The sequence below is a fragment of the Mesorhizobium sp. M7A.F.Ca.MR.176.00.0.0 genome (assembly GCF_004023165.1).
Lineage (GTDB): Bacteria > Pseudomonadota > Alphaproteobacteria > Rhizobiales > Rhizobiaceae > Mesorhizobium.
In genome coordinates this window covers 28,959-53,754 of the sequence record NZ_RZTC01000018.1, presented here as the reverse complement: position 1 = coordinate 53,754, position 24,796 = coordinate 28,959, and the positions used below count along the sequence as shown (strand labels likewise).

The 24,796-nt window shown below is 62.5% G+C and carries 24 protein-coding genes and 2 pseudogenes (1 of these 26 running past the window's edge); 12 read left to right on the top strand and 14 right to left on the bottom strand.

The features are described from left to right. Positions 1-850, bottom strand: an 850-nt coding sequence (locus EOB59_RS08975; RefSeq protein ID WP_164895613.1) for an EAL domain-containing protein, incomplete at its 3' end; no start/stop codon positions are given. A gap of 208 nt (positions 851-1,058) precedes the next feature. Here EOB59_RS08975 and EOB59_RS08970 point away from each other — a divergent pair. Then, positions 1,059-2,261 (top strand): pyridoxal phosphate-dependent aminotransferase, encoded by a 1,203-nt coding sequence (locus tag EOB59_RS08970; RefSeq protein WP_127321441.1) that lies wholly within the window; start codon positions 1,059-1,061, stop codon positions 2,259-2,261. A gap of 62 nt (positions 2,262-2,323) precedes the next feature. On the opposite strand, the gene EOB59_RS08965 is transcribed toward EOB59_RS08970, so the two are convergent. Next, entirely contained in the window at positions 2,324-3,841 is a 1,518-nt protein-coding gene (locus EOB59_RS08965; protein ID WP_128288196.1) for an MFS transporter, read from the bottom strand. Positions 3,842-4,061: 220 nt separating this feature from the next. Here EOB59_RS08965 and EOB59_RS08960 point away from each other — a divergent pair, with 220 nt between their 5' ends. Continuing rightward, complete coding sequence (locus EOB59_RS08960; protein WP_127809578.1) at positions 4,062-5,018, top strand: hypothetical protein; 957 nt, start codon at positions 4,062-4,064, stop codon at positions 5,016-5,018. 147 nt (positions 5,019-5,165) lie between these two features. Here the strand turns inward: EOB59_RS08960 and EOB59_RS08955 are convergent, their stop codons facing one another. Beyond that, positions 5,166-5,570, bottom strand: coding sequence for a cupin domain-containing protein (locus tag EOB59_RS08955; RefSeq protein WP_127809577.1), 405 nt, complete (start codon positions 5,568-5,570; stop codon positions 5,166-5,168). Between the two features lie 309 nt (positions 5,571-5,879). Between EOB59_RS08955 and EOB59_RS08950 the strand changes: the two genes are divergently transcribed. Continuing rightward, the gene (locus tag EOB59_RS08950) at positions 5,880-7,931 is read left to right on the top strand and encodes an elongation factor G (RefSeq protein ID WP_128288195.1); all 2,052 of its coding nucleotides are present in this window, start codon (positions 5,880-5,882) and stop codon (positions 7,929-7,931) included. Between the two features lie 720 nt (positions 7,932-8,651). Then, positions 8,652-9,147 (top strand): annotated as a pseudogene (locus EOB59_RS08945) (isoprenylcysteine carboxylmethyltransferase family protein). 24 nt (positions 9,148-9,171) lie between these two features. Here EOB59_RS08945 and EOB59_RS08940 read toward each other — a convergent pair. Then, complete coding sequence (locus EOB59_RS08940; protein WP_023809733.1) at positions 9,172-10,068, bottom strand: LysR family transcriptional regulator; 897 nt, start codon at positions 10,066-10,068, stop codon at positions 9,172-9,174. 79 nt (positions 10,069-10,147) lie between these two features. Beyond that, entirely contained in the window at positions 10,148-11,122 is a 975-nt protein-coding gene (gene trxB / locus EOB59_RS08935) for a thioredoxin-disulfide reductase (protein ID WP_127267436.1), read from the bottom strand. Positions 11,123-11,361: 239 nt separating this feature from the next. On the opposite strand from trxB, the gene EOB59_RS08930 reads away from it, so the two are divergent. Continuing rightward, positions 11,362-11,841, top strand: a complete 480-nt coding sequence (locus EOB59_RS08930; protein ID WP_128288194.1) for an Lrp/AsnC family transcriptional regulator — start codon at positions 11,362-11,364, stop codon at positions 11,839-11,841. A gap of 250 nt (positions 11,842-12,091) precedes the next feature. After that, complete coding sequence (locus tag EOB59_RS08925; RefSeq protein ID WP_127267435.1) at positions 12,092-12,886, top strand: glycosyltransferase family 2 protein; 795 nt, start codon at positions 12,092-12,094, stop codon at positions 12,884-12,886. A 4-nt stretch (positions 12,887-12,890) separates the two neighbouring features. Here EOB59_RS08925 and EOB59_RS08920 read toward each other — a convergent pair whose 3' ends face one another. The 6 genes from EOB59_RS08920 to EOB59_RS36095 form a co-directional block, all read right to left on the bottom strand. Further along, on the bottom strand, positions 12,891-13,550 hold the full coding sequence (locus EOB59_RS08920) for an HAD-IIIA family hydrolase (protein ID WP_127318543.1): 660 nt from the start codon (positions 13,548-13,550) through the stop codon (positions 12,891-12,893). Then, positions 13,543-14,115 carry an SIS domain-containing protein gene (locus EOB59_RS08915; RefSeq protein ID WP_127270425.1) on the bottom strand — a complete coding sequence of 191 codons (573 nt, stop codon included), beginning with the start codon at positions 14,113-14,115 and terminating at the stop codon, positions 13,543-13,545. Before EOB59_RS08915 ends, EOB59_RS08920 begins: the two co-directional genes overlap by 8 nt. A gap of 7 nt (positions 14,116-14,122) precedes the next feature. Further along, the gene (gene rfaE1, locus EOB59_RS08910) at positions 14,123-15,616 is read right to left on the bottom strand and encodes a D-glycero-beta-D-manno-heptose-7-phosphate kinase (protein WP_127395769.1); all 1,494 of its coding nucleotides are present in this window, start codon (positions 15,614-15,616) and stop codon (positions 14,123-14,125) included. A 143-nt stretch (positions 15,617-15,759) separates the two neighbouring features. Next, on the bottom strand, positions 15,760-16,392 hold the full coding sequence (locus tag EOB59_RS08905; RefSeq protein WP_127270423.1) for a LysE family translocator: 633 nt from the start codon (positions 16,390-16,392) through the stop codon (positions 15,760-15,762). 36 nt (positions 16,393-16,428) lie between these two features. Beyond that, a complete protein-coding gene (locus EOB59_RS08900; protein WP_236382885.1) occupies positions 16,429-16,842 on the bottom strand; it encodes a hypothetical protein in 414 nt (137 codons plus the stop codon). Further along, positions 16,835-17,248: a type II toxin-antitoxin system Phd/YefM family antitoxin gene (locus tag EOB59_RS36095; RefSeq protein ID WP_245486576.1), complete on the bottom strand. Its 414-nt coding sequence runs from the start codon at positions 17,246-17,248 to the stop codon at positions 16,835-16,837. Before EOB59_RS36095 ends, EOB59_RS08900 begins: the two co-directional genes overlap by 8 nt. Between EOB59_RS36095 and rfaD the strand changes: the two genes are divergently transcribed. The 3 genes from rfaD to waaC are packed head-to-tail and all read left to right on the top strand — an operon-like array spanning position 17,220 to position 20,154. Continuing rightward, a complete protein-coding gene (gene rfaD / locus EOB59_RS08890; protein WP_127395770.1) occupies positions 17,220-18,188 on the top strand; it encodes an ADP-glyceromanno-heptose 6-epimerase in 969 nt (322 codons plus the stop codon). The genes EOB59_RS36095 and rfaD overlap by 29 nt on opposite strands. After that, complete coding sequence (waaF, locus tag EOB59_RS08885; protein WP_128288193.1) at positions 18,161-19,168, top strand: lipopolysaccharide heptosyltransferase II; 1,008 nt, start codon at positions 18,161-18,163, stop codon at positions 19,166-19,168. Before rfaD ends, waaF begins: the two co-directional genes overlap by 28 nt. Next, a complete protein-coding gene (waaC, locus tag EOB59_RS08880; RefSeq protein WP_128288192.1) occupies positions 19,165-20,154 on the top strand; it encodes a lipopolysaccharide heptosyltransferase I in 990 nt (329 codons plus the stop codon). The genes waaF and waaC overlap by 4 nt, the downstream gene beginning before the upstream one ends. Before the next feature lie 252 nt (positions 20,155-20,406). Here the strand turns inward: waaC and greA are convergent, their stop codons facing one another. Together greA and EOB59_RS08865 are read right to left on the bottom strand one after the other, a co-directional pair. After that, complete coding sequence (gene greA, locus EOB59_RS08870; protein WP_013530066.1) at positions 20,407-20,880, bottom strand: transcription elongation factor GreA; 474 nt, start codon at positions 20,878-20,880, stop codon at positions 20,407-20,409. Positions 20,881-21,150: 270 nt separating this feature from the next. Beyond that, positions 21,151-21,690, bottom strand: a complete 540-nt coding sequence (locus EOB59_RS08865; protein ID WP_127270421.1) for a tetratricopeptide repeat protein — start codon at positions 21,688-21,690, stop codon at positions 21,151-21,153. A 141-nt stretch (positions 21,691-21,831) separates the two neighbouring features. On the opposite strand from EOB59_RS08865, the gene EOB59_RS08860 reads away from it, so the two are divergent. The 3 genes from EOB59_RS08860 to EOB59_RS08850 all read left to right on the top strand — a co-directional run bounded on the left by EOB59_RS08860 (position 21,832) and on the right by EOB59_RS08850 (position 24,424). Continuing rightward, entirely contained in the window at positions 21,832-22,257 is a 426-nt protein-coding gene (locus tag EOB59_RS08860) for a DUF3775 domain-containing protein (protein WP_013530064.1), read from the top strand. Positions 22,258-22,443: 186 nt separating this feature from the next. Next, entirely contained in the window at positions 22,444-23,502 is a 1,059-nt protein-coding gene (locus EOB59_RS08855; RefSeq protein ID WP_164895612.1) for an extensin family protein, read from the top strand. 115 nt (positions 23,503-23,617) lie between these two features. Next, a complete protein-coding gene (locus EOB59_RS08850) occupies positions 23,618-24,424 on the top strand; it encodes an extensin family protein (RefSeq protein WP_127396635.1) in 807 nt (268 codons plus the stop codon). An 18-nt stretch (positions 24,425-24,442) separates the two neighbouring features. On the opposite strand, the pseudogene EOB59_RS08845 reads toward EOB59_RS08850, so the two are convergent. Continuing rightward, positions 24,443-24,796 (bottom strand): annotated as a pseudogene (locus EOB59_RS08845) (gamma-glutamylcyclotransferase) (its annotated part continues 373 nt past the right edge of the window); the annotation flags it as partial.

The following is a 24,796-nucleotide window of genomic DNA, read 5'->3' as shown; positions in this document are numbered from 1 at the left end:
AAGGCATTGCCGCGGCAGGAGCAGCCGTGTCGACGGCAGCAGCGGCAGGCGCCTGCCTGGCCTTGTCGAAGACGCCAAAGCTGGTCGGCGCCAATTCGGGCCGCGCCAGCACGAAACCCTGCACCATCGACGCACCCGATTTCTCGGCGAGCTCCAGTTGCCAGCCCTCCTCGATGCCTTCGAACACCGTATGGATACCTTGCTCCTCGAAGTTCTTCACCATGGTGGTCAGCAACGCAAAGCCGGCGCCGGACTCCATCAGCTGCGTGATCCAGTAGGCATCGAACTTGACGATATCCGGCTTCAATTCCTTGACCCGATTGATGTCGGAATCGTCGGCGCCATAATCGTCGACGGCGATGCGAAAACCGTTGGCCCTCAGTGCCGCGACGAAGCCGTGCAAGGCTTCCTGCGACGCCGACCGCTGCTCGGTCACCTCGCAGACGACGCGACGCGGGTCGATGCCGGCCTCGTGCAGCACGAGCCGCATTTCGCGCAAGGCAGCGTCGGCAACGGCGCGTTCGGTGAACACTGACGGGTCGAAATTGACGAAGATCGATGCTTCCCGCGGCAGGCAGGCACCGGCGTTGAGAAGATGCAGCGTCCTGGTCAGCGCCTCGATATGCAGCCGGTCGGCGGCCGGACAGGTCGAGAAGAAATTCATCGGCGATTGCGGCTCGCCGTCGCGGAACGGTCGGATCAGCCCTTCGAACGCGACCACTGACAGCTTGCCTTCCTTGAAAGCGAAGATCGGCTGGAAGGCGCTTTGCAGCGTGTAGATACCCCAGACACCGGTGGAGGTGCCGTCGTCCTGACGGATGATGTGGGCAAGCCCGACGCTGCGCGACACGGTTCCTCGCTCCGCAATTGGTCTGCCATCCTGCCACTCAAGCCTCTACCGCTCGTTAATGAATTTATTGTTGCCGACCCCGGGTCCCGATCACAGCTCCTTGAGACCTGGATCAGCCGACAATGCTTGCGTTGCGCGAAATCATGCGACATGAGAAGCGCCGCGGTCGCTCCTGGCCGCGCCGATCTTCCATGGAGACGTCAAGCTCATGGCCTTTCTTGCCGACACCCTTTCCCGCGTGAAGCCTTCCGCCACCATCGCGGTCACGCAGAAAGCGCGCGAGCTGAAAAATGCCGGCCGTGACATTATCGGGCTCGGCGCCGGCGAACCGGATTTCGACACGCCAGACAACATCAAGAATGCGGCAATCGAGGCGATCCGCCGTGGCGAAACCAAGTATCCGCCGGTTTCGGGTATCGTGCCGCTGCGCGAGGCGATCGCAAAAAAGTTCAAGCGCGAGAACAATCTCGACTACAAGCCCGAGCAGACCATAGTCGGCACCGGCGGCAAGCAGATCCTGTTCAACGCCTTCATGGCGACGCTGAACGCCGGCGACGAGGTCATCATTCCTCGCCCCTACTGGGTCAGCTACCCCGAGATGGTGGCCATCTGCGGCGGCACCTCCGTGTTTGCCGACACCTCGATCGACAATGGCTTCAAGCTGACCGCTTCCGTGCTGGAAAAGGCGATCACGCCGAAGACCAAATGGCTGCTGATGAACTCGCCGTCGAACCCGTCAGGCGCTGCCTATACCGAGGCCGAACTGCGCGCGCTGGCCGACGTGCTGCTGAGGCATCCGCATGTCTGGACGCTGACCGACGACATGTACGAGCACCTGACCTATGGCGATTTCGTCTTCAAGACCATCGCCGAGGTCGAGCCTAAGCTCTACGAGCGCACGCTGACCATGAACGGCGTGTCGAAAGCCTATGCAATGACCGGCTGGCGCATCGGTTATGCGGCGGGTCCGGTTCAACTGATCAAGGCGATGGACATGATCCAGGGTCAGCAGACATCGGGCGCCTGCACCATTGCGCAATGGGCATCCGTCGAGGCGCTGAATGGCCCGCAGGATTTCATCGCCAAAAACAAGGCGATCTTTCAAGGCAGGCGCGACCTTGTCGTGTCGATGCTCAACCAGGCACGCGGCATCACCTGTCCGTCGCCGGAAGGCGCCTTCTATGTCTATCCTTCCTGCGCCCAGCTGATCGGCAAGAAGACCAAGGCCGGCAGGCTGATCGACACCGACGAGACCTTCTGCTCGGAACTGCTCGAAGCCGAGGGCGTCGCGGTGGTGTTCGGCTCGGCCTTCGGCCTCGGGCCCAACTTCCGCATCTCCTACGCGACCTCGGAGACGCTTCTGGAAGAAGCCTGCACACGCATCCAGCGTTTTACGGCTTCGCTGACCTGACCGACGCACTATGAACGCAAAAACCCGGCTTCACCGCCGGGTTTTTTAATGGGCCGTCAGCCTCACGCCTCGTGCTTGGTCTCTTTGGCCGAGCGCGCCTCGGCCGGCGCCAGCACGGCAACCAGCAATGCGGCGGTGAGGAACGCGCCGATCGCTGCCATCAGCATCGCGGCGTGGAAGCCGCCGGCATAGGCGGCAGCATAGAGTTCATGCACGCCGCTTTCGCCCATCGCCGCATCGGTTGCGAAATCATGCCGTGAAATCGCAGCACGAGCCACCGCTTCCGCGTTGGCGACACCGGCATCGCCGAGATACCCGGTCAAAAGGTTGGTTGCCCGCATGCTCATCAAGGCGCCGAGCAAGGCGATGCCGATGGCAAGGCCGCTCTGGCGGGTGGCATTGATGACCGCCGACACCATGCCCGAGCGTTCGCGCGGCGCGTAGGACATGGCGGCAGCGCTGCCGGTCGGGATTGCAAGCGCGTTGCCGAGGCCGCCAATGGCGAACAGAAGGCACAGCATCGCGTAGGACGTCGAAGGGCCGGCCCAGCACATGCCGAGCATGGACAGGCCGATAGCAACATAGCCGATGGTCATCAACGCAGAGTGACCATAGCGGGCGCTCAGCCTGCCGATCCATGGCGACACCACGATCTGGACGATGAAGGCCGGCGCCATGCGCAGGCCGGTCTGCGTCGGCGACCAGCCCTGCACCTGCTGCAGGAACATCGAGAAGAAGAAGACGCTGGAATAGGAGGTGAAGCCGAGCGCGAACGAAGCGACATTGGCGACGGCAAAGCGGACATCGCGGAACAGGCCAAGCGGCAGCATCGGGCGTGCAGTGCGCGCCTCGAAGCCGAGGAAAGCAGCCAGGCCGACGACGCCGGCGACCAGCGCCGCGACCGTCCTTGGCTCGCCCCAGCCATTCTCGCCGGCCGAGATCAGGCCGAAGGTCAGCGCCCCCAGCCAAAGGATGCTGAGAGCCAGGCCGACGAGGTCGAGATGGGCATGTTCGGGATGCGCCGTCTCGTTGATCGAAACAGCACCGAGCGCGATCGTGATCAAGCCCAGCGGCAGGTTGATCAGGAAGATGCTTTGCCAGCCGACGGTCTCGACCAGGATGCCACCGAGGACGGGACCAACGAGCAGAGAGATGGCGGCGAACGACGCCCAGCCGCCAATGACGCCGGCGCGCTGGCGCGCATCGGGAAAGGCCTGCGTCAGGATCGACAGCGCGCCTGGAATGAGCAGCGAGCCGGCGATGCCCTGCACCACCCGGCCGGCCAGCAGCACCGGCAGATTGGGCGCGACGGCGCAGATCAGCGAACCGGCCACGAAGATGCCGACGCCGGCCAGCCACGAGCGCTTGCGGCCATAGCGATCGCCGATCAGGCCGGACGACAGCATGAAGGCGGACAGGCACAGCGTGTAGGAGTCGACCACCCATTGCAGGCCGCCGAAATCGGTTTGCAACGCCTGCTGGATGGTCGGCAGCGCGACATTGACGATGCTGACGTCGAGCAGAGCCACGAACGAACCAAGATAGATAGCGGCGACCAGGGGCAGACGGTGCTTTGACATGGCTATATCCAGACGTGAGTTAGAGGCCATGCAGGTGCTACAGTCAAAGCCGAAGTGGCTCCGAGGGACGTTGCCGGCCGGCATGGTGTACGAGCCAGACGCGCGAAATCAGCTTGCAATCCGGGAAACGTGCGCAGCGAACCCGCGGACCATCGTCATATGACGACTAGGAAGCCGGCCGCATTCGATCAACCATGAAGCCTCGGAAGGGAGATGCATCATGGCCAAAGGCGGCAATCCATCAAACAATCATGACGGCGAATTCATAGTGTCCGGGCCGGGCACTGAAAATACCGAGCGGTTCAAGCAGGCGCTCAGTGTTTCATTTGCCGAGCAGACAGCCACATCAATGAACTATTTCAAGCAGTCGGACCCTAACGACGAGGGCCAGATCTCCGCTCTTGGCGAGGCAAAAATTGATTATCTGAAAGCGCAGTCGGGCTGTTACTGGACCGAGGAAACTGAAAAATGGACCAGGGCAAAACTGAAACGCTTTGCCGATCGCAACGATCGAAAGCGAATTCTAGGCAACAGTTTCGATCGCTCCGAAATGGTTGTCTTGCCGCGCCGCAAAGATGGGGCGATGCCGATGGAAACGCGGCAACTGCAAGGCGATCCCTATGAGTATTTCCATTTTTGGCCTGGCACCTTCGGTAACTACAAATACAGCTGGTTCAACCGGACCGGGGACGGACGCATTCTGCGAGACGAATCTTACGAGTGGGATGGAGCGCCGGATTTGGGCGGCTTGGTATTTTTCGAAAACAACAGCGCCGGCGATAGAGATTACCTGCACGCCATGCTCGAAAGCGGCATCTGGTTTACCTACACTCCCAAGAAGACCGGCCGGCTCGACTTGTTTGCGGAATTCGTCTCCACCTACGACACAAGGTACAGGTGGATGCGTGACGAAATCGGCTACAGCCACACCAGAGTCCTTCAGGCGACCGATGTCGTTTTTGGCACCTTTTCAGGCGATCAAGCCGTGGGACGAGATTACCGAAGCAACAGCACCCTTGTCGATTTTCAGCGTTGGTTTGAAGGGGACGTAGGGGGGGTCTCCGATTTCGGAGAAAATGGCTTTGACGACGGAACAATACACAATTTTTTTGGGCGGCCGGGCGCAATGGTTTTGCCGGACAACCGATCGAGATTTTGGTCGGCTGCAGGGTCTTGATGGACTGCTATCTCAACGATGTCAGCATCAGGGCGTGGGAAGGCGCCCGGCGGAGGCTGAATTTTCTGGGCGTCAGAGTGGTTTAAATGCCAGCGGTTTTGCAGCTGGCGCGACGATCGCTGCGGCAGGAAGCCTGCCCTCCGCCGGTTAGGTGTCTCGGCCGCCAAACTGCTCGTCGGTGACCCCCTCCAGCCAATCGACATGGACATCGTCGAGCGCCTCCTGCATCGCGATATGCGTCATCGCCGATTTGGGCGCCGCGCCATGCCAGTGTTTTTCGCCAGGCGCGAACGAGATGACGTCGCCGGCCCTGATCTCCTGGATCGGGCCGCCCCACGTCTGGGCAAACCCGGCGCCCACCGTCACGTACAGCGTCTGGCCAAGCGGATGCGTATGCCAGTGGGTGCGCGCGCCCGGCTCGAAGCTGACCAGCGTGGCCCGCAGCCGCGCCGGCGCCTCTTTCTCGATGATCGGCGTCTGCAGCACCCGGCCGGTGAAGTATTTTTCCGGCGCGATGACGGTCGGCACGCTGCCGCAGGCAATGATCTTCATGGGTCGATGGTCCTTCAAACAGCGGGCGATGGGTCGCCTGTTTTCAGTTTCGGCCGATATCGGTCGACGTGCAACAGCTTCCCGCTGCCAGCCCAGCATATGATCCGCACGGTCCACTGCCGAGCAAAGGGTTTCTATTTTTCTTGCCCTGCCGGCAAACAAGTGGGACGATGGCTTTGGGCAGGTGGCACTTGAAAAGAACCCGCCCGCGACGGTCGAACAGGCCGGCCGCCGCTCAGGACCGATTGACCAAGCCTGAACCATACATGCCAGTCGGTCCTACGGGAAACGCCTGAGTGGAGGTCAGTCATGGGTACTCGCGCCGGAGGACGACGCACGGGACCGAAATGCATTGCCATAGTCGGTCCCTTCGCAAGCGGTAAGACGACACTTCTCGAAGCCATATTGGCCCGTACGGGCTCAATTCCCCGACAAAATCCCGTTTCATCAGGTAACACCGTTTCGGATCATTCGCCCGAGGCGCGCGCCCACGCCATGAGCGTCGAGGCGACGGTCGCCACGACCGAATTCATGGGCGAGCAGATCACCTTCGTCGACTGTCCCGGTTCCATCGAATTCTCTTTCGAGGCCGAACCGGTGCTGGCCGCCTGCGACCTCGCGGTCGTCGTAGCCGAGGCCGATGAAAAGAAGATCCCTGCCCTGCAACTGATCATGCGCAAGCTCGACGATCTCGGAGTGCCGCGCATTCTGTTCCTCAACAAGGTCGACAAGGCAATCACCGGCGTGCGCGACACGCTGAAGATGCTGCAGCCGGCCAGTGCCGTGCCGTTGCTGCTGCGCCAGATTCCGCTGCGCAAGGACGGTGTCGTCATTGGTTCGATCGACCTGGCGCTGGAGCGCGCCTACATCTATCGCGAATATGCCGAAAGCGAGGTGGCGCAGATTCCCGGCGACGACAAGGCGCGCGAGCTCGAAGCGCGTTTCTCGATGCTGGAGACGCTGGCCGACCATGATGACCAGTTGATGGAACAACTGCTCGAGGAGATCGAGCCGCCCAAGGATGCGATCTTCGACGACCTCGCCGCCGACCTGCGTGACGGTGCGGTGATCCCGGTGCTGATCGGCACCGCCGAGAAAGGCAACGGCGTGCTGCGCCTCCTGAAGGCGATCCGCCACGACGCGCCCGACATCGAGGCGACCCGCAAACGGCTCGGTGCACCCGACGGCGCGGCTACCCTGGTCCAGGTGATGAAAACCATCCACACCTCGCATGGCGGCAAGCTGTCGGTGTCGCGCATCCTCTCCGGTCAGGTCGTCGACGGTTCCGAACTCTGGCTGCCCGGCGGCGACACCGCCAAGGTTTCCGGCATCTACCGGATGCTCGGCAAGGACCAGTCCAAGCTCTCCATCGCCAAGGCCGGCGACACGGTGGCACTGGGCAAGCTGGACGAGGTCAAGACCGGCCAGACGCTGAGCTCGGCCAAGGGCGGCATCAAGCCCCTCGTCCAGTTCGAGCCGCCGCAGCCGGTCTTCGCCTTCGCGCTCCGCCCCAAGGAGCGCAAGGACGAAGTGAAGATGTCGGCTGCCATCCAGCGGCTGGCCGAGGAGGACCCATCGCTCAGCCTGCGCCACAATCAGGACTCGGCCGAAACCGTGCTGTCGGGCCATGGCGAGATGCATCTGCGCGTGGTGCGCGAGCGGCTGGAAGGCAAGAACCAGATACCGGTCGAAGGTCATCCGCCGGCGGTGCCCTATCGCGAGACGATCCGCAAATCGGCGCAGCAGCGCGGCCGTCACAAGAAACAGTCCGGCGGCCATGGCCAGTTCGGCGACGTGGTGATCGAGATCAAGCCGCTGCCGCGCGGTTCCGGCTTCCAGTTCACCGACACCATCACCGGCGGCGTCGTGCCCAAGACCTACATCCAGTCGGTCGAGACCGGGGTCCGCGACTATCTGAAATCCGGGCCGCTTGGCTTTCCGGTCGTGGATGTCGCAGTCAACCTGTCGGACGGCTCCTATCATGCGGTCGATTCCTCCGACATGGCCTTCCAGATGGCGGCCAGGCTGGCGATGAAGGAAGGCATGGCCGCGTGCTTGCCGGTGCTCCTGGAGCCCGTGATGAAGGTCGAAATCGTCACCCCCTCCGACGCCACCTCGAAGATCATCGCTCTCATCCCGCAGCGGCGCGGCCAGATCCTCGGCTACGACGCGCGACCCGACTGGCCGGGATGGGATGTCGTCGAGGCAACCATGCCGCAAGCCGAGATCGGCGACCTGATCATCGAGTTGCGCTCGGCGACCGCGGGCGTTGCCAGCTATCGTGCCGTCTTCGACCACATGGCCGAACTCACCGGCCGTCTGGCCGACGACGCCATGAACACCAACGGCAAGGCCGCCTGATGGCGTGGCGTTCCTCTCGAACCTGATTCGGGGGAACAAAAGAAAACGACGTCCGGCGGGGACCGGACGTCGTTTTGTTCGCGGACCGTTTCCTTGGGAGGTAAAACGTCAGGTCCGCCGCATTTGGTACCGCCGAGTTCGGCGGAAAAACGGTTCGGACGCGGTAGCCGCCTGAGCCCGGGCCGTACGAGTGATGCCCCCATCTCCCGTCCGAACCACACCGCGTCCTATGATCTACATAGCAGGTCGCGGGCGTCCGGGATATGTTACCAGAGGTTACATGTCACCGTTACGTGGCAATTGTGATGGAATTTTTGGCCGGCCCAGCAGGGTACAGGCAACAAAAAAGCCGGATCAATGAAGATCCGGCTGAGTTTGATTGGAGTGCCTGTTAAGGCTAACCTCCAGAGGGGAACACTCGAGGGCGCTAATGGGAGGAGAACGCGCCCAGGAGATGATCTATATATGTGCTCATCATGCCCAAGAAACAAGCATCTATTTTGCAACACACACATGCAAAAAGACGCAGGCTGTGGTCTAACCCATTCCAGAAGCCAATAGGACCAGCAAAATCGTCGAAATGGAGCGCTGAATCGGGCAATTGCAACTACAGAATCGCTAATCTCGGCTGGCTTACGGCTCGAAATGCCAAAACTGGGCAATGATGTGGAAGCGGGCAGCAGGCGTGCATTTCTAAGGCAATCGCGGAGCAAGCAGCCAATGCGGAGGTTTTCGGCGATCGCCGGCAGTGCGGCCTTCTTCATCGGCGCCGTGCGTGGTTGCCGGGCTGGTGCCCTGGTTGTTGACCGATCGCTGGGGCTTGCCCTGGTCGAGCCTGCCGGGCTTTGCCCCTGTTGGCGGGCTTCTGATCGTTGCCGCGGGCGCGGCACTCCTGCATGCCTTCGGCCGTTTTGCGCTTGAGGGCCTGGGCACACCCGCACCGGTCGCCCCGACCGAGAGGCTGGTGATAGGCGGCATCTACCGCCATGTCCGCAACCCGATGTATGTCGCCGTGCTGTCGATCATCCTCGGCCAGGCGCTGCTGTTCTCGAGCTGGGCGCTGGTCGCCTATGCCGCCGTCAGCGCTGTCTCCATGGGCGCCTTCGTCAGGCTCTATGAAGAGCCGACGCTTAGCCGCCGTTATGGCGCCGAATACGAGACCTACCGCCGCAACGTGCCCGGCTGGCTGCCTCGGCTGATGCCCTGGCGGGGATAATCCCGCAGGGCGTGAAAACGAAAATCAGAAGGACCAGCTTCGGGCTTTGGCGATGATGAAGTCCCGGAACACATGCAGCTTGGCCTGGTTCTTCATCGCGTCGGGATAGGCGAAATAGGTGTCGAAAGACGGCACCTCGGTCTCCGGCAGCAGCTGCACCAGATCGGAGTCCTTGCTGATCACATAGTCGGGCAGCATGGCGATGCCGGCACCGCCCTGCACCGCCCGCTTGATCGACAATATGTCGTTGATCTGCAGCGTCGGCACCCTTTGTCCGCCTTCGAAATCACCGACCGTTTCCAGCCAGTTCAGCTCCGACAGATGCGACGGCACCGGCACGCCGAAGGTGACGATGCGATGGGCCTTCAGCTCGGCGACGGAAGACGGCTTGCCGTGCTTGGCGACATAGGATGGGGCCGCGTAGAGGTGGAAATGCACGGTGAACAGGCGGCGCTGGATCAGGTCCGGCTGCTGCGGCTGGCGCAGCCGGATGGCGCAATCGGCCTGGCGCATGGTGAGATCCAGCTCCTCGTTGGCGAGGATCAACTGCAGGCTGATTTCGGGATAGAGTTCGATGAATTCCTGCACCCGCTCGGTCAGCCAGCCGGCGCCCAGCCCCACCGTCGTTGTCACCCGCAGCACGCCCGACGGGCGATCCTTGGTCTCGGTCAGCCGGGACTTGATGGTCTCCAGCTTCATCAGCACGTCATGCGCCGTGCGAAACAGCATCTCACCTTGCTCGGTCAGCACCAGCCCGCGGGCGTGGCGGTTGAACAGCGGCACGCCGACATCATGCTCGAGCGCGCTGACCTGCCGCGAGATCGCCGATTGCGACAGATGCAATGTCTCGGCCGCATGGGTAAACGACCCCGCCTCCGCCGCAGCGTGAAACACGCGTAGCTTGTCCCAGTCCAACGCCATGATTCCCCTCGTTCTGTTTTGGCGTCTGAATGAAAAATCAGGCTTTTACACGGCGTTTCTAAGCCGCTCTCTGAACTCTCTACTCGGCCGCTTCGCGATGCACTTCGATGCCGGCCAGATACTTCTCCGCCTCGAGCGCGGCCATGCAGCCGAGCCCCGCTGCCGTCACCGCCTGGCGGTAGATATCGTCGGTCACATCGCCGGCCGCGAACACGCCCGGCACATCGGTGCGGGTCGAATCCGGCGCTGTCCACAGATAGCCGTTCGGCTTCTGCTTGAGCTTGCCGGCGAACAGTTCAACCGCCGGCGCATGGCCGATGGCCACGAACACGCCGTCGATCTTGAGGTGCGACACCTCGCCGGTCACCGCATGCTTGAGCTTCAGCCCCTCGACCGAGGGCGGCAGCGGCGTCTTGCCGGGTCGACCGGTGATCTCATCGACGATCGTGTCCCAGATGACGCGGACATTGTCCTTCTTCAGAAGCCGCTCGCGCAGAATACGTTCAGCGCGAAAATCGCTGCGCCTGTGGATGACCGTCACGCTCCTGGCGAGATTGGACAGATAGAGCGCCTCTTCCACCGCGGAATTGCCGCCACCGACCACCGCGACATCCTTGCCCCTGTAGAAGAAACCGTCGCAGGTGGCGCAGGCCGAGACTCCAAAACCCATGAAGTCCTGCTCGGTCGGGATGCCCAGCCATTTCGCTTGCGCGCCGGTGGCGATGATCAGCGCGTCGGCGGTATAGGTCGTGCCGGAATCGCCCTTGGCGCGGAACGGTCGCACGTTGAGGTCGACCTCGGTGATGATGTCGTTGATGATGTCGGTGCCGACATGCTCGGCCTGTTTCAGCATCTGCTCCATCAGCCACGGACCCTGGATCGGGTCGGCGAAGCCGGGATAGTTTTCGACATCGGTGGTGATCATCAACTGCCCGCCCTGCTGCAGGCCGGCGACCAGCATCGGCTTCAGCATGGCGCGGGCGGCATAGACCGCCGCCGTATAGCCGGCCGGGCCGGAACCGATGATGAGAACGGGCGCGTGCTTGGTGGTCATCTAAAGCCTCTGCGGAGGGCTGCCGGCAATTGCGGCATGATCATTGTCGCGCGTAATGTAAGTGTTGCCCACGACGCCAGCAAGGCAAGTTGGAGTTCGTCCCCGGAAAGCTTTGTCGCACCTGTCGGCCGCTGATCCCGCGAAATATTCCGGGCGAAGGATGGAATGGACAGCGAAGTCGTTTAATTACAAAATCACGCAAGGTTCTTGCGTATTACCCCTCATGATCGAGAGCCCACATGCCCCTCAAGGCCGACCTCGACGCCATCGACTGGAAGATCCTGCGCGAATTGCAGGGCGACGGCCGCATGACCAATGTCGAACTGTCGAACCGCGTCGGCATTTCGGCGCCGCCATGCCTGCGCCGCGTCAAGCGCCTGGAGGAAGCCGGCATCATCCGTGGCTACCGTGCCTTGCTCAATGCATCAGCGCTCGGCCTCGATGTCGTTGCCTTCTGCCTGGTCGGCCTGCATCATCAGGCCGATGCCGAGCTGCGCATCTTTGCCGAGCGCACCCGCGGCTGGCCGATCGTACGCGACGCCTGGATGGTGTCGGGCGAATCCGATTTCCTGCTGCATTGCGTGGCGAGCGACCTTGGCGCCTTCCAGAGCTTCGTCATCGAGGAACTGACCTCGACCCCGAATGTCGACACGGTGCGCACAGCGCTCACCATCCGCCGGGTCAAGGACGAAGGGCTGGTCTCGTTCGCACAGCCTTGAGCCGGTTGAACCGCAACGAGCTTTCGCCGATGTCGCTTGAAGGCCTCGCCATATCAGCGCCGCTTTGGCGTTCGATAGCTCTCCTGTGAAGCCGGAATTTCTGCCGCAGCCGTCTTGTTGGTTTCCTAGAGCAATTCCAGAAAAAGTATGTAACGGTTTTCCCGGGTAAAGCGCATAGCGCTTTCGGGATTGCGTAAACAGGGGCGCAGGGCAGCCCAATTCCGAGAACAGTGTGCCGTGGGGTGGGACGATGACTCGATTTTCTAGCCCGGTTTCGGCGCTGGTCATCTGCATGAACGAGGCCGACATGATCGGCGAGTGCCTGGAAAGCGTCGATTTCTGCGCCGAGATCATCGTCGTCGATTCGGGCTCGACGGACAGCACTCTGGACGTCGTCAATGGGTACATCGCCAAAGGCTACCCGATAAGGCTTTTTCACAACGATTGGCCGGGCTTTCCTCGTCAGCGGCAATTCGCGCTCGATCAGGCCACGCAACCATGGTGCCTTTCGATTGAAGCCGACGAGGCCATCGACGACGTGCTCAGGCAGTCAATCACGAATGTGACCCAGCTTGGGAATGACGCCTTCGACGGATGGTACATCAGACGCCGCGACAAGCTGAAGGGCTATGGCTATGCGCACCGCTGGGTGCTTCACAACAGGCTGCTGCGTCTTTTCCGCCGCGACAAGGCCACGATGGACCTCAATCTGCGGGTCCATGAGTCGTTCGAGGTGCCAGGCGAAACCGGCACGATAGAAAATGGCGTGCTGCTGCATCGCCGCGAAATGACTATTGCCGAGGATCTGGCAAGGGCCAACACCTACTCCAGCCTCAAGGTTGCCACGCTGGTCGAACGAGCCAAGAAGCCCGGCCTGATAAGACTGGTGCTGTCGCCGCTCGGCAACTTTCTGAAGTTCTACCTGGCCAAGCGCTACTTCCTGTGCGGCCGGCACGGGTTCGTCTATTCGATGCTGGTGATGCTGTATTCGTTCGCGACAGAGGCCAAGCTTTATGAAGCCTGGCGAGACAAAGATCGGATGTAAGCCGTCACGGCGCGCCCGAGGCGGTGCCAAGCGCAGCTATTGCGGCGAGCAGGCCGTCGAAATCCGCGCGCTCGCACCAAGGCCGAATTGTGAAGCCCGATCGGACAGCTGCTTGTCCATCTACCAGCCAGCCCTGCGCGAGGCCGGCGCGTTGTCCCGCCTCCATGTCGGCCTCCTTGTCGCCGACGACTAGCGAACGCCGCAGATCGAGCCCGAGGCGCCCGGCCGCCTCCAGCAGCATGCCCGGATTGGGCTTGCGCATCGGATGATCGGCAACCGCAAGCACACCGGAGCCAGCTTCGTGATAGGCGCAGGCGACGACCATATCGACGAACGCATTGTCGACGCGCAGCAGCTCGAGCACGCGGCCATTGACGGCGGCGAAATCGCCCCAGCCGAAATAGCCACGCGCGATGCCCGACTGGTTGGTGACGATGATGACCGGAATGCCGGCCCGGTTGGCGGCGGCTATCACCGCGGCTATGTCCGCGCGCAGCACCATTTCGGCAGGATCATCCGGATAGCCGGTATCGACATTTACGGTGCCGTCGCGATCGAGGAACAGCGCCGGCGAGCCGGCGGCGAACACCCTTGAGCCGACCCGCTCGACCCATAGGCCCGGCTCCGCCAGCGGAAAGCGGCCAGAGGTCGTGGGATCAGCCATTGCTGAGGCGCGCTTCGACCACCTCGCACAGATGATGGTAAAGGCACAGATGCCCCTGCTGGATGATCGGCGTCGAGGTCGACGGCACGTTGAGCAGGATATCGGACAGAGGCTTCAGCTTGCCGCCGGTGTCGCCGGTCATGCCGATCACCGTCATGTCCATCCTCCGCGCCTGTTCGGCGGCGGCAAGGATGCTCGGCGAATTGCCGCTGGTCGAGATCGCCAGGAGCACGCCGCCGGCAGCGCCATGCGCCTCGACCTGGCGCGAAAACACCGTGTCGAAGCCATAGTCGTTGCCCCAGGCGGTCAGCACCGCTGCATTGGCCGGCAGCGCGATGACATTGTAGGCCTTGCGCTCCTTGAGAAAGCGGCCGACCAGTTCGCCGGCAATGTGGATGGCGTCGCTGGCCGAGCCGCCATTGCCGGCGATGAGCAAAGCTTTCCCCGACGAAAGCGCAGTCACCACGGCGCTCGCTGCCCGCTCCATCTCACCGGTCAGGTCCCGTTCGACCATGGCTGATATGGCAGCCACGGAGCGGACAAGGTAATCGTTCAACTCGGACATGAAACCCTCAGTTTGTGGTGCCGCCGGCGCGCAATTTGCCAATGGTGTTGGTGGTGCTTTTTCCGGCGACCAGATCGACCAGTACGACGCGTCCGCCGGCCTTCTGCACCACATCGGCGCCGACCACGGTGTCGACCGTGTAATCGGCCCCCTTGACCAGTATGTCGGGCAGCAGCGCTTCGATCAGCGCCAGCGGCGTATCTTCCTCGAACACCACGACCGCATCGACCGAGGCAAGTGCTGCCAGCACGCAGGCGCGGTCGTGCTGGTCGTTGACCGGGCGCCCGGCGCCCTTCAGTCGCCGCACCGAAGCATCGCTGTTGAGGCCGAGCACCAGCCGGTCGCATTGGCTGCGCGCCGCGTGCAGCAAGCTGACATGGCCGGCATGCAGGATGTCGAAGCAGCCATTGGTGAAGCCGACGCTCAGGCCCTCTTCCTTCCACGCCGCCACCATGCGCGCGGCCGACGTGGCGTCGAGGATGGCGTCCTTGTGGGCCGTCGGCCCATGCGAACGGAACAGCGCGCCGGTGAGTTCCTCGACCGTCAGCCGCGCGGTGCCGCGTTTTCCCACCACGACGCCACCAGCGGCATTGGCGATCGAAGCGGCCATGACCGTATCGGCGCCCACGGCCAGCGCCAGCGCGAAGCTCGCGATCACCGTGTCGCCGGCGCCCGAAACGTCGAACACTTCGCGCGCCTGGGTGGCGATGTGGCGCGCCTCGTCGGGGCCGACCACGCTCATGCCCTTTTCGCTGCGCGTCGCGACCACGAAATCGAAACCATGTGCCGAAATCAGCTCGCGTGCGGCAGCCACGATCTCGTCATCGGCGAACACCGCATGGCCGGCGGCCTCGCCGAGTTCCTTGCGGTTGGGGGTAATGGCGGTCGCCCCGGCATAGCGCGCATAATCGCGGCCCTTCGGGTCGACCAGCACCGGCTTTCCAGCCTCGCGGCAGATGGCGATCAAGTCGCCGGCGACGCCGTCGAGCAGGATGCCCTTGCCGTAATCGGACAGGATGACGATGTCGGCGTGCGCCAGCGCGGCGCGGAAATGCCGGATCAGGCCGGCTCGCTCCGCAGCGCCGAGCGGCTTGATCTCCTCTTCGTCGAAACGCAGCACCTGCTGGTTGAGCGCGCTGAAGCGGCTTTTGGACGAGGTCATGCGACCACGCTCCTGCGCGAGGCCCGCCGTATCGGCGCCAAGCTCGCCGAGCATCCGCACCAGGCTATCGCCTGCCACATCGGTGCCTATGACCGAGACGGGAATAGCGGCAGCGCCGAGCGAAACGATGTTGGCCACGACATTGCCGGCGCCGCCCATGGTCGAGGTCTCGCCGCGCCCGTGCAGCACCGGTATCGGCGCCTCCGGCGAGATCCGCTCGATGACGCCGTTGACGAAACGATCGAGGATGAAGTCGCCGACCACCAGCACTGTGGCCTGGCCGAACCGCGCAATGGCGCGGTGCAACGGTTCGGGAGAAGGCGGATTGTGCTTGATCATGTCACTGGCAACACAGGGAAAAGGCCGATTTCAATCTCATAAGTGCTCATCAATCGACTGGTCGGATCGTTCATGGCGAAAGCCGATATACCGCAAATTCACGCAGCGCAACGGCAGGGCATGATCCCGGCAGGCTCGGGCGGTCAGCTCTTCTGCAGGGCGACATGGACGCCCAGCCCGACCAGCACAGCCCCTCCCGCCCGTTGCATCAGCCGCTGTGCGCGGCTCGAACGCCGCAAACGGCCGATCACGGCGCCCGCCAGGAACACACAGACGATATCGGCCGAAGAGAACATCAGATTGACGATCGTGCCGAGCACGACGAACTGCAGCCAGACCGGAAACGCCGCCGAGGCGTCGATGAATTGCGGCAGGAACGCCATGAAGAAGATCGCTGTCTTCGGATTGAGCACCTCGACGGTGATGCTCTCGAAAAAGGCACGCCGTGCCGATTTGCGCTCGATCGCGGGCAGCGCCGCATCGCCCTCCACGCGCTTGCGAAACAGCGAGACGCCAAGCCAGATCAGATAGAGCGCGCCGACCAGCTTGACCGCCAGGTACAGCGTCGGCACGGCATGAAACAGCACCGACAGCCCGGCAGCCGCGGCGAAAACATGCACGTAGCCGCCCAGATGAATGCCAAGTGCCGCCGTCAGGCCGGACCAGCGGCCGCGCGCCATCGTCTGCGCGGCCGCATAGAGCATGGCCGGGCCTGGAATGTAGGCGAAAATCGCCGTGGTGGCGAAAAACGCGATGAGCAGTTCGGTCGATGGCATTTTTGGTCCCTCACGATCGTGCTCTGTTCTGTCGATTCAGTCCGCGCGCGGGATGGCTTTGGACTGACCCGTGCGGACAACCGCAGTAAAAGCGAACATAATTTTCTTGTGAAATGACGGGCTGAACGCGCCGATTCGCGCACCCGGCTCGAAATAGGCCGACGCTTCCAGGATATCATGATTGTACTCATCGACCATGACCCAAAGGGGCATAGGGTCGAGGCCCGCACGGTGGCGTTCAATTTCCGGGATGCTGACGGCAACGCGATCACGGCCCGGCTGCGTGGAAGTGATTGCAAGGATGAAGAGGTTCGTACCGCCGGCTTTCCCAGGCAGGACAGCCACAAAGGCCACAGGCCGTGACTTCCGGCCTTCGGTCTCGCCGTCTCCGTGTTGGCGATGCCAAAGATATGGATATCGCCAGACGTCCGCAGCGGCGGGTTTAATCACGGTCCAATTCCGCGGCGTACTCCTCGAGCATCTCGACATGTTCGGTCGGGGCATCCTCCGCAGCGTAGACGCGGCGGCTCTCGTTGCCGAAGCGCGCTTCGTAGGCCTCGATGCTCATCAGGACGTATCTCGGCTTGTTGTGGCGAGTGATGGAGACCGGCTGCTGGCTGGCAGCTGCAAGCACATCTCCAAGATTCTGTTTCAGATCGGTCGATGGATAGTTTTTCATGGGATACCCTGTTTTGTCCATAATAGACAAAACAGACAGAACAGACAAGCGCATAAAGTGGCAGGACAGGCGCATGCACCTGGCTTTGTCGACAGCCCGCCTAGCCTCCCCTATAAGGACCGGAATCGCAAGCAACCAGAGGCCCTCCATGATCATCGTCACGGGCGGCGCCGGCATGATCGGCTCCAACATCGTCGCCGCGCTGAATGCCGAAGGGCATGACGACATCCTCGTCGTCGACGACCTTACCGACGGTCACAAGATCGCCAATCTTGCCGATCTCAAGATCGCCGACTATCTCGACAAGAACGATTTCCTGGACCGCATGGAGGCCGGCTCGCTCGGCCGCATCGAGGCGGTGTTCCACCAGGGCGCCTGCTCGACCACCACCGAGTGGAACGGCAAATTTATGATGGAGGTGAATTACGCCTTCTCGAAACGGCTGCTGCATGCAAGCCAGGCGCTGCGCGTGCCTTTCCTTTATGCCTCCTCGGCTTCCGTCTATGGCGGCGGCTCGGAGTTTCGCGAGGATCCCGCGCTCGAGCGGCCGCTCAACGTATACGCCTATTCCAAGAAGCTGTTCGACGATTACGTCAGGCGAACCGTGTTCGCCGGGCGCACCGCCTTCGATACCGACCATTCACAGATCGTGGGCTTGCGCTACTTCAACGTCTATGGCCCGCGCGAGGCGCATAAGGGCGCCATGGCCTCCGTCGCCTTCCATCTGTTCAACCAGGTCGAGCAAGGCCAGAACCCGAAACTGTTCGGCGCCTATGACGGGTTCGGACCCGGCGAACAAAGCCGTGACTTCATCCACGTCGGCGACGTTGCCGACGTCAATCTGTGGCTGTGGAAACAGGGCTCAAGCGGCATCTTCAATTGCGGCACCGGCCGTGCCCAGCCCTTCCGCGCCATAGCCGAAACGGTGATCGACACGTTGGGTAAAGGCGAGATTGAATTCATCCCCTTTCCCGACCATCTCAAGGGCAGCTACCAGAGCTTTACGCAAGCTGATATGTCCCGTTTGCGCGCGGCCGGTTATAACGGCCAATTCCGGACAGTGGAAACCGGTGTCAGAGACTATGTCGAATGGCTGAAAGCCCAACGATCCTCGTGATCGGCCCACGCTGGGTGGGCGACATGGTGATGGCACAGTGCCTGTTTTCGGCGCTGAAGGAGTTGCATCCCAACGCCCCCATCGATGTGCTGGCGCCGGCCTGGGCCGCGCCGCTGGTCAAGCGCATGCCCGAAATCCGCCAGCAGATCGACTTTCCGCTCAAACCCGGTGCGCTCGAATTCACCCATCGCCGCCGCTTCGGCCGGCTGCTACGCGGCCGCTACGACATGGCCTATATCCTGCCGGGCAGCTGGAAGTCGGCGCTGATCCCGTTCTTTGCCCGTATTCCGCGCCGTGTCGGCAATTTACGCGAGATGCGTTACGGCCTGTTGACCGACATTGTGCCGCTGCCCGATGACGTGAAACGACGCACAGCGCAGGCCTATTTCGGTCTCGCCCAGGGCGGCACTTTCCGGGCGCCACGGCTTAGCGTGGACACGAAAAACCAGGTCGACCTGCTCGGCCGTTTCGGCCTGGCGCCGCAGAAATTCGTGGCCCTGATGCCCGGTGCGGAATTCGGCCCGGCCAAGCGCTGGCCCAGCGAAAGCTATGCCGGACTTGCCCGCGATTTCATGGGCAAAGGCTTGAAGGTCGCTCTGTTCGGCTCGAAGAACGACCGCGACGTGACGGCGGAGATCGCGGCCCTGGCCCCCGGCCTCGTCGATCTCGCCGGACAGACGCGGCTGGAGGACGCCATCGACCTGATATCAGCCGCGAGGCTGGCCGTGTCCAACGACAGCGGGCTGATGCATGTCGCGGCCGCCGTCGGCACGCCGATCGTCGCCGTCTACGGCTCGACCTCGCCTGAGAACACGCCGCCGCTGGGGGAACGCCGCGAGTTGGTCTGGCTTGGCCTGTCGTGCTCGCCCTGCCACCAGAAGGTCTGCCCGCTCGGCCACCTCAACTGCCTGAAGACGCTTGAAGTCGGCCAGGTCGCAGCAGCGGCGGACCGGCTGCTGGACATCCCGGCCGCGGCATGAAGGTGCTGATCGTCAAGACGTCGTCGATGGGCGATGTCATCCACACCTTTCCGGCCGTCGAGGATGCTCGTCGCAACCGCCCGGACCTGTCCTTCGACTGGTGCGTCGAAGAGGCATTTGCCGGTATCGCCACGCTTCACCCGGCGATCGATCGGATCCACACGGTGGCGATCCGGCGCTGGCGCAAGGCGCTGCTCGATAGCGGCACCTGGCGCGAGGCGGCCGCCCTGCGCCGCACCTTGCGCGATTGCCGTTACGACCTCGTCATCGATGCGCAAGGCCTCCTGAAATCGGCTGTGGTGGCAAGGCAAGCCGGCGCCCCCATTGCCGGCTTCGACCGTTCGAGCGCGCGCGAACCTTCTGCGACGCTGTTCTACGATGCCACTTATCCCGTGCCGCGCGACCTGCACGCCATCGAACGGATACGGCGGCTGTTCGGGCTGGCGCTCGGCTATCAGCCCGATCTTTCGACCCTGGACTCCGGCATCGTGCCGCCCGTCGGCACTCTGGCGGGCATCGCCGGAAAAACCGCCTTCCTGCTGCACGGCACCAGCCGCGAAGACAAGAAATGGCCGGCCGAAGACTGGATTGAAACCGCGCGCCTCCTGATTGAGCGGGGGATAACGCCGGTCACGACCTGGTCGAACGAGCGCGAGAAGGCCGTGGCCGAAGCCATTGCCAAGGCAGTGCCATCGACAGTTGTGGTGCCAAAGTCACCGCTGGCCGACATCGCTGCGTTCATCGGCCGCTCGGAACTGGTCATCGGCGCCGACACCGGGCTGACCCATCTCGCCAGCGCCTTCGGCCTGCCAACGGTTGCGGTGTTCCTGGCGACCGAGCCCGGGTTGACGGGTCCGCGCGGGCAATATGCGTCGACGCTTTTGGCCGCGCCCGGTAAGCGTGTGATGCCGGTGGAGGTGGTGGCGGAGGCAGAGAGGCTGGCGGGACTCCAGGTCCTTGGCACGGCCAACGCTGGCAAGAATTGATTTATCAATCAAATCAATTTGCAAAGGCCAGCGCCGCCCCCCATCCGCCTGCCGGCACCTTCTCCCCGTATAACGACGGGGAGAAGAGAGCTGAACGCAAGGCCAGCGTCTATTCTGCTACGTTGAAAATCGGCGAAATCGTCGATGGGAGCATCTTTCTCCCCGTCACTATACGGGGAGAAATGCCCGGCAGGGCGATGAGGGGCGGCGCAAACCTCAGCTTAAAAGTCGCAGCCGCCCCCCTCAAATTCCCTAGATGAACTGCACTTGGACGATCTCATACCCCCTGGCACCGCCGGGCGCATTGACTTCGATGGCGTCGCCGACTTCCTTGCCGATGAGCGCACGCGCGATCGGCGAGGAGATCGAGATGCGGCCGGACTTCACGTCCGCCTCCTGGTCGCCGACGATCCGGTAAGTCTTCTTTTCCTCGGTGTCCTCGTCGACCAGCACCACGGTGGCGCCGAACTTGATCTTGTCGCCGCTGAGCTTGCTGACGTCGATCACTTCGGCCCGCGCGATATAATCTTCAAGCTCGTTGACGCGGCCCTCGTTAAGGCTCTGCGCCTCCTTGGCGGCATGATATTCGGCATTTTCGGACAGGTCGCCATGCGAGCGCGCTTCGGAGATCGCCTCGATGATGCGCGGCCGCTCTTCCTGCTGGCGCCAGCGCAGTTCTTCCTTCAATGACGCGAACCCCTCGCCTGTCATCGGGACCTTGTTCATGATGCCTGACCTTTCCTGCTGCCACCCCCGCGTTTCGGGGAAAGCCTTGTCGATGGGTACAAAAAGAAAACGGGTCCGGCAGCCTCGGGCTAACGGAACCGTTTCACCGCAATTTCCCTGAATATAGCAATGTCAGCGGGTTTTTCACGCCCAAAAATCGGTTTTGCTAAAATCATCCCCGTTTTCATCAGCCAGGGCGTGAATGAGGCTGGGGGCAACAAAAAGCGGCCGCGATCGCTCGCGGCCGCTTGGAAGAGCCCTGGGATCTTTTTAGCTTCTCATGAAATGGTCGATCTGCTCGGCCAGCATGCCATATTCGCGCGAACCCTTGCCGGTCCGCTTCTCGATTTCCATCAGCTGTTGCCGGGCGCCGGCCAGATCGCCGATCTGCAGATGCGCTTCGCCGAGATATTCACGCACCAGCGTGTAGTTCGGATCGATGCGCAGCGCCTCCTCGTAATAGCCGAGGCCGACGGTGACGCGGCCGGAATGGCGGTGCGAATAGCCGAGATAGTTGAGGATGCGCGGATCCTGCTTGTTGGCGGCAAGGCTGAGCACGGCGATCGCCTCGTCATAGCGCCCGGCCATCGCCAACGCGTGGCCAGCATCATAGATGCTGTCGTCGTCGAGCATGCCCTCCTGGGGTGCGACGCACTTTTTCTTCTTCTTGTCCCAGACTTCGCCCTTCTTGCATTGGGTGACCGTCTGATCGCTGCCGCCACTGTCACCGCCGGCGGCGAACACCGGAACGGCAAGGAACTGCAGCGCGACAAGGGCAGTCGCCACCTGGATCAGCACTCTTTTATGCATCGAAGCCTCCTGGAGGGTGAGAATGCAACACTAACGCCGGACGGCTTGCGTTTCATCCCGGAAAATTGCGTGCGGAGAACATCAGGTGACGGATGCCGCAAATCCGCTATCATCCGGCAAACGACCTGAGGGAGACGGCCCTTGCAGCGGCGGCTTGAAAAGGACTGGGAGCTTTCGATCGGCCCCGACACTGTGCGCCTGTTCATCCTCAAGGCCAAGGCGCTGAGTGCGGCCGTCAATGAAGACTATGCCGATGGCGCCGAGCATGAGGTCGAGCTCGACGGCGAGTCCCATGTCAACCATCACCATGACGGCCTTGCCGAGGAAAGCTCCGAGAATCTGACCGAGGAAGAGCTGCGCGAACTGATCAACGACCTCAATGTCGATGAAGCAGCCGAACTGATCGCGCTGGCCTGGGTCGGTCGCGGCGACTACGACGCCACCGAATGGGCGGACGCGCTGGCGGCCGCGCGCGAACGCGCCAACAAGCGCACCGCAAAATACCTGCTTGGCATGCCGCTGCTCGCCGACTGGCTGGAGGAAGGGCTGGAAGCGATCGGTGCGTAACGGAGCGGTTACCGTTCGTGATGCGGCCGAGGCAACCACCTTGCGTCGGCGCCGTTGACGGCGATGGGGTCGCTTATCTTTTCCCGAACGTTCAGGATCTTGTTCGTCATGGCCGTCACGGCCTTGCTGATGATGCCGGCCGAGGCGAGACATCGCCATCGGCATCACGAGCCGTTGACGCCGAGGATAGAGCAGCCGTTGACTCCACGAGCCGAACAGCGCCTCAAACAGCGAGGCGGAAAGCACCTGAAACCACGAAGACACCGGTCGGTGACGCGGAAGCAGGCACAGCAGAAAACGCAGTTGCGGCTGCCCTTGCCTGCCGATGTTCCGGTGCCTGGACCCAATATTCCGGTGCCCGAGCCACGCCCGACGGACACTCCAAAGGCCGACGCAGCAAAGACCGGGGAGCAGAAGAAAGGTCCGAACACCGCCGGCGCGCCCGACCGTAACCCTGAAGAAAAATCCCGCCAGGAAAAGCAGGCACTTCCCGAACCGCCGGTTCCCGAACCCTCAACCGATACGAAAAGCGAGCCGGAACCGCCGGCGGTCGCGCCAACGCCGACGCCAAAACCGGACATCGCGGAGCCCGAGGCTCAGCCGCCCACCGTTGCCCCGCAACCGCCGCAAAAGCCGGCGGACGCGGACGAGAAGAAGATGCTGCCCGATCCGCGCTCGGCCGATCTCCCCGATGAGAAAATGCCAGCCGAGGAAGTCGCCTGCCGCGAACGGCTGAAGACGCTCGGCGTCGAATTCGAAGAACACAAGGCGGAAAGCCAGCCCGAAATCGGCTGTTCGATCCCCTATCCCATCGTGCTGAAGGACCTTGGAAAGTCCGTCGCCATCGGCCCCGGAACCGAGCTCAATTGCAAAATGGCCGAGGCAACGGCGCGTTTTGCCGCCGATGTCATCCAGCCGGCGGCGAAAGCCGAATTCGGTGAGGACCTGAAATCGATCGGCCAGGCATCGGCCTTTGTCTGCCGGCCACGCAACGGCACCCGAGAACTGTCGGAACACGCCTTTGGCAACGCGCTCGACATCGCCAGCTTCACGCTGTCGGACGGCAAGAAGATCGAGGTCGGCCCGGCGCCGCCGGAGAAGGACGCCAAATTCCTCAACGCCGTGCGCAAGGCGGCCTGTGGACCCTTCAAGACGGTGCTCGGTCCAGGCGCCGATCCTGATCACTCCCTGCATTTCCATCTCGATCTCGAACCGCGCCGGCATGGCGGCACGTTCTGCCAGTGAGCATGGCTGATCCAGGCCGCGTGCCGCATTCGGCCGCAGGCATGAACGCGGGCGCTGAGTTTTCCTTTACCCTTGATCGTTAAAATGCCGGATATCCATCAACGGGATTCCGCCAATGGCCGGCAAATTTCGGGCCTTGTTTTTCGCCACCGCGCGCCAGACAAAATATGCAGCAATGCTGACCGCCGGCCTGGCGCTGGCGGCGCTTTCCGCCTGCAACACCGGTAGTGTGCTGTCGCTGCAGCCAGCCGTCGACGTCGGCGCGCAGACGGCTGCCGTGCCGCAATATGCCGGCATGCAGAAGCTTGTCCCTTCCAATCCATACATGACGCAGGCCGCCTATCCGCGCATGGACGAGCCGATGTCGCCCGTCGAGCAGATGCCGGCCAGCGAAACCGACTGCCGGCAGCAATTGAAGCGTCTCGATGTCGCCTACACCGACCTGGCGCCGATCCATGAAGGCCAGTGCGGCATCGATTATCCGGTCAAGGTTTCGGCCATCGGCAACATCCAGATGAAACCCGCGGCAACCCTGACCTGCGACATGGCCGCCACCTTTGCCGGCTGGACGAAGAACGAGCTCGTCCCCTCCGCCCGCTGGCGCTATTTCTCCGACGTCAAGACCATCCACCAGGGCTCCAGCTATTCCTGCCGCAGGATTGCCGGCGAAGGTGTCCTGTCCGAGCATGGCAAGGGAAATGCGCTCGACGTCATGAGCATCGAACTCAACAATGGCGACGACATTGACGTGCGTAAGCCCGGCCTGTTCGCTTTCCGCACCCGCGGCTTCCTCAACAATGTGCGCGCCGACGGCTGCCAGTACTTCACCACCGTGCTCGGCCCCGGCTACAATTACGACCACCGCAACCATTTCCATTTCGACATCAAGAACCGCAAAAACGGTTATCGCGCCTGCCGTTAGGAAGAGATCAGCATAATCGGCGCCACCGGTTGAAGCGGCGATCTGCCGTGCAACCAAGTCCTGGATGCGCCAGAGATTCCGGTCGCGGATGCCGCTCTCTTCAAGCTTGCTCACGGTCCTGAACAAATACTGCGCCGAAGAGCCCCAATGACCGGCAGCCCGCGCCAGAGTGTCGGCAACCTGCTCCAACGGCAACCGGCCGGCATAGGCGCTGCCGTCCGGCGCGGCGACGAAAGCCAAGGCACGCAGCGGCCCGTCCCTGGTCTTGACCTTGATCCAGCATGGCACGTTGGTTGGCGGGTTGGCATCGATCTCGCGGCGCATCAACTGGCCGAGTTGCCCGAAATGATCTTCCGCGGGCAGCCGATAGAC